Annotated in this window: 5 protein-coding genes; 2 read left to right on the forward strand and 3 right to left on the reverse strand. The window is 66.8% G+C overall.

The window, feature by feature from the left end; translation table 11 throughout:
• Window positions 1–54: 54 nt before the first annotated feature.
• Window positions 55–558 (reverse strand): GNAT family N-acetyltransferase, encoded by a 504-nt coding sequence (locus ABI385_RS14760; RefSeq protein ID WP_348104517.1) that lies wholly within the window; start codon window positions 556–558, stop codon window positions 55–57.
• A 363-nt stretch (window positions 559–921) separates the two neighbouring features.
• Here ABI385_RS14760 and ABI385_RS14765 point away from each other — a divergent pair, with 363 nt between their 5' ends.
• Both ABI385_RS14765 and ABI385_RS14770 read left to right on the forward strand, forming a co-directional pair.
• The gene (locus ABI385_RS14765) at window positions 922–1,932 is read left to right on the forward strand and encodes a methyltransferase (RefSeq protein ID WP_348104518.1); all 1,011 of its coding nucleotides are present in this window, start codon (window positions 922–924) and stop codon (window positions 1,930–1,932) included.
• Between the two features lie 71 nt (window positions 1,933–2,003).
• Window positions 2,004–2,429, forward strand: coding sequence for a DUF6855 family protein (locus ABI385_RS14770; RefSeq protein ID WP_348104519.1), 426 nt, complete (start codon window positions 2,004–2,006; stop codon window positions 2,427–2,429).
• A 468-nt stretch (window positions 2,430–2,897) separates the two neighbouring features.
• Here ABI385_RS14770 and ABI385_RS14775 read toward each other — a convergent pair whose 3' ends face one another.
• Window positions 2,898–3,233: a hypothetical protein gene (locus tag ABI385_RS14775; RefSeq protein WP_348104520.1), complete on the reverse strand. Its 336-nt coding sequence runs from the start codon at window positions 3,231–3,233 to the stop codon at window positions 2,898–2,900.
• Between the two features lie 303 nt (window positions 3,234–3,536).
• Window positions 3,537–3,941: hypothetical protein (locus ABI385_RS14780; protein ID WP_348104521.1), on the reverse strand; the 405-nt coding region annotated here is incomplete at its 5' end.

A 3,941-nucleotide genomic window follows, 5' to 3' on the forward strand; every position in this document is an offset into this window, starting at 1 on the left:
GGCGGTCGTGCGGGATGTCGGACATCGCTGTCGTGGAGGGTGGGCCGCGCCGGTCTATCGCACCATGCGTATCTCTATCAGCCCGTCGAGATCTGGATCCACCTGCTCGGTCCCGTCGGCTGTGAATCCGTTCTTCTCATAGAAGCGTCGAGCCCGCGCGTTGTCCTTCGCCACCCACAGCTGTGCAGGCCTCTCCCTGAGAGCCTGGTCAAGTAGAACTCGACCGACACCGTGGCCGTAGCAGCTGGACAGCACGTAGAGCGCGTACAGCTGCACATCGCGCACCGGCGGGTGCCCCTGTTGCTCGGCGGACGGACCGCTCATGACAAACCCCACGATTCGCCCTTCGCGCCGGGCGACCCGGACCCGCTCTCCGGCACCCTCCTGAGAGAGCAGAGCTGACCACCTCACCTGTCGACTCTCGCGCGCGACGTCATCGTAGAAGTGCTCCGGGAGCAGCTCTCCATAGGCTTCCCGCCACGCCTGAACGTGGACCGAGGCCAGTTCCTCAGCGTCATCGACGCGCGGCACCGCCACCTCGAAGTCTGCGGGTGCCACACCGAATTCTCCCACGCCGCGGTGCCGCGCTTCATCCTCATACCGTTATGAGCATGGTCGACTGGCGGCGGTAGGAAGCACCAATCCGGAGCTGCACAAGCGGTCCAGTGAGATCCAAGATGCTCGGCGAGAAACACCGTTGCCCGGACAGGCCCGCCGCGGCTTGTTCGGTCAACCTCACTGTTGGGCGGATGACCGCTGGCGCGGTCTGGAGTCTGTCTGACTGGTGGTGAGGTGCACGACGCTGCCCGGCGTGTTCCTCGACGAGTGGGTCGGCGCTCATGTCAGTCGAACACGCTCGCGGGTAGTCCCGCTAGGTATCAGCGCTTCGACCCTGTCATGCTCGCGGGTGGGAGGTCTGAGGTGGCCGAGGCAGACGAGGTGCTGTCGATGGTGCGCGGCGGGTGGGTTTCGTTGTGCCTGCGTGCGACGTGTGAGCTTGGTGTCGTGGACGCGCTGGACCAGCCTCAGGATCTCGCGACGCTGGCGTCTCGGTGTTCCGCGGCTCCTGTCACGTTGGGCCGGTTGCTGCGGGTGCTGGTCGACCTCGGCTTGGTCTCAACCGACGGGGGGCGCTACGCGGTGACGACGATGGGGGCGACGCTGCGCGTCGGCGATCCCAGCGGCCTACGGCACCTCGCGATGATGCAGACGGAGCTGCCGAATCTGACGGCGTGGCGGCATCTGGCGGACGCCGTACGACGGGGGAGCGCGGTCTATCAGGACGTCAACGGGCAGACGTCGTGGGAGTGGTTGGCGGCGCACCCGGCTGAGGAGGCCGTGTTCAATGCGTCGATGGCGCGAAGGGCCGCTACCCAGGCTGCCGCTGTGCTGGCGGGATATGACTTTTCCGGGGTGCGGCTGGTCGTCGATGTCGGTGGCGGCCAGGGGGCCATGCTGGCGGCGTTGCTGGCGGGCCAGCCGTTGCTGCGCGGGGTCGTGGCCGAGCGACCCGAGGTCGCCGCGGCGGCCACCGCGGGCCTGACTGCGGCCGGACTCGGGGCGCGTGCCCGGGGGGAGGCGTGCGACTTCTTCGCCGGGGTGCCGGCCGGGGGTGAGGTCTATCTCCTGTCCAACGTGTTACACGATTGGGACGATCCGCAGGCGGTCACGATCCTGCGGTCGGTCCACGCTGCGATGGGTCTAGCGGCGGAGTTGTTGATCGTCGAGAATGTCCTCGACGCCCCGGGGCGCACATCCCGTGAGCAGCGAGACGTCCACCTCGTGGACCTGCACATGCTGGTGATGTTCGGGGCCCGGGAACGTTCCCAGTCGCAGTACGACGACCTACTGGTCGCCGCCGGGTTCGAGACGTCCACCCTCGCGCCCTCGCCGAACAGCTGGAACGTCCTCCTCACCCGACCCGCCGTCTAAACAACACCACGCCCAGGCGCCGACACAGCTGCGCTGGACGCGATACCTGCCCTAACCGAGAGGCACCACTGATGGCCACCGGCACCAAGGACGACCCGTGGGAGCTGCGCACCGCTCCCGGCACCTCGCAATACACCATGTACCGCGACGAGCAGGCTGACCCACCGGCACTCGTCTGCCAGGTCGGGACCACGACGCTGCGCTACCACCTGCGGGCGGTCGAGGACCTGCACGGATGGCTGACCCAGCAAGGCGGTTGGGTCGATCTCGGCGCGGCCGATGAAAAGAAACCGGCCCGGCCGGGCACCGTCGAGGACTGGGGACGGGACCCTGACAACCCCGTCGGCGGCTGGTACGGCCTACGCAACGGCTACCGCGGACGTTTCGGCATGTACCTCCCGCCGCTACTCGAGCAGCTTGGCCTGGTCGAGCTCACCCACGCGCCGCGGAACAACCGCGTTCGCGCGACCGACACCGGACAGCCCCCAGGACGATAATCACGGTAGGGCGTTCCTCGCGTCGACCAGGTCGGGGGCAGCTACGGCGCCCCGTAAGCCGAAGGCGGGCTCAGTTATGCCAAACCCCCGTCAGACCCTGCTACCGAAAATTGGGTGTCCCGGCACCCGCCCGATGAAGACCCCCACACAGGGACCTCATACGGCCCCCACGGGTCGTACGGCCGCGCAGCCGGCGAGCCCATAAGGTCGCCGCTGGCGTCAGCCCCCGATTGACTTTCCGGACCGTGCATCGGTACGCACTGGAACCTCCGTTATCCAAGCATGAGGGGACGTCGGAAGGTGCCAGGAGCCCGCGCCCTGGGGTCGTAGTGCATCACGGCAGGACGGGCTCTGGGTGGTCGGCCGCGAACTTATCAGCGGCGCCGTCGGCGATGAACTCGTGGTCGCGGAGCCAGTCGACGGCGCGGCGCTGTGCCCGGGCGTCTCGCATCGCTTGCCACCGTGAGATCAGGTGGGGAGTTGTTCGTAGAGCTGGTTCTGGAACCGACGGAATTGCCCCCGACCCTGAACTGCTCTGGCCAGGCGTTGTCCGGCCGGACCGTCGCTGATGCCCTCAGCGAAGTCGGCCATGTCCCGGTACCAGACATACGACGGGATCGGGTCGATCGGAATGAGGTCCAGCTCGTTGATCTCGACCGGGTTCACCCCGTCAACGCCAGTGTCGCTGGTCCAGAACGCGAATTGCCCCGTCCGCGGGTCGAGGAACCAGCGGTGCTCGTCGTACGTCTGATCCGCCAGCGCGGTCGCGATCTCCTCAACGTCGATCCCGCCCACGTCGAGCATTTTTCAGGTTACAAGCGGAGCCTGAGGTCCCGAGAGGAATGGCCCTAGGTTGACTTGGAATGCCGCAAACGCGGCGGTGTGACCTGACTTGGCTCACGATTTGAAGTCGGCGAACAGCCCAAGGCTGTGACCTGCGGGTTTGCCGTCTCCGGGCGGAGAATGTGTGCACTAGCCGGGGTGCCTAGGCTGGGCTGGTGGCTCCGTATGTGTGCACCGTGTCTGGCTCTGCCCGACGCTCGCCTGCCAAATGAACTGCCTCCAGGAGTTCCGCCACCGCTAGGCTTTGACGTCTCGTTCACCTGACTAGCGTCGGCTTTGTCCGGCGAGCATCGGAGGCCAGGCAATGCCCTCGACCTTCCCGAGCGAATCACGCTCGTCCGCGCGCCCCTCTGCCCGGCAGTCGCTGTGGCCGTGGTCGCCGAAGGCGGCGGTCGCCTCGGCTGTGGTCACTTTGGCGGTGCTGCTGGTGGGTATGGCCATCACCAAGGCGGCCGCATCCTGGCCGTCAGCGGGCTCAGAATCCGCCATCTTGTTGGGCATTGCGACTTTGGCGCTGGTCCCGGTACTTCTACTCGTCGTTGAGCGGCTTTCGAGTTCCGGAGGCGAAGTAAAGGTAGCGGGAGTGTCCTTGTCGTTTGCCCAGGTCTCCCAGGCGGCGGCCACCACCGTGAGAACTACGACCCTTGCCGAGAACCTCGGCACCGAGAC

It is taken from the genome of Lapillicoccus sp. (assembly GCF_039935575.1).
In the GTDB taxonomy this organism is placed as follows: domain Bacteria; phylum Actinomycetota; class Actinomycetes; order Actinomycetales; family Dermatophilaceae; genus Lapillicoccus.

Coding starts and splice junctions, on each gene's coding strand:
- ABI385_RS14770 (WP_348104519.1), top strand. CDS start 2,004: ATGGCCACCGGCACCAAGGACGACCCGTGGGAGCTGCGCACCGCTCCC.
- ABI385_RS14775 (WP_348104520.1), bottom strand. CDS start 3,233: ATGCTCGACGTGGGCGGGATCGACGTTGAGGAGATCGCGACCGCGCTG.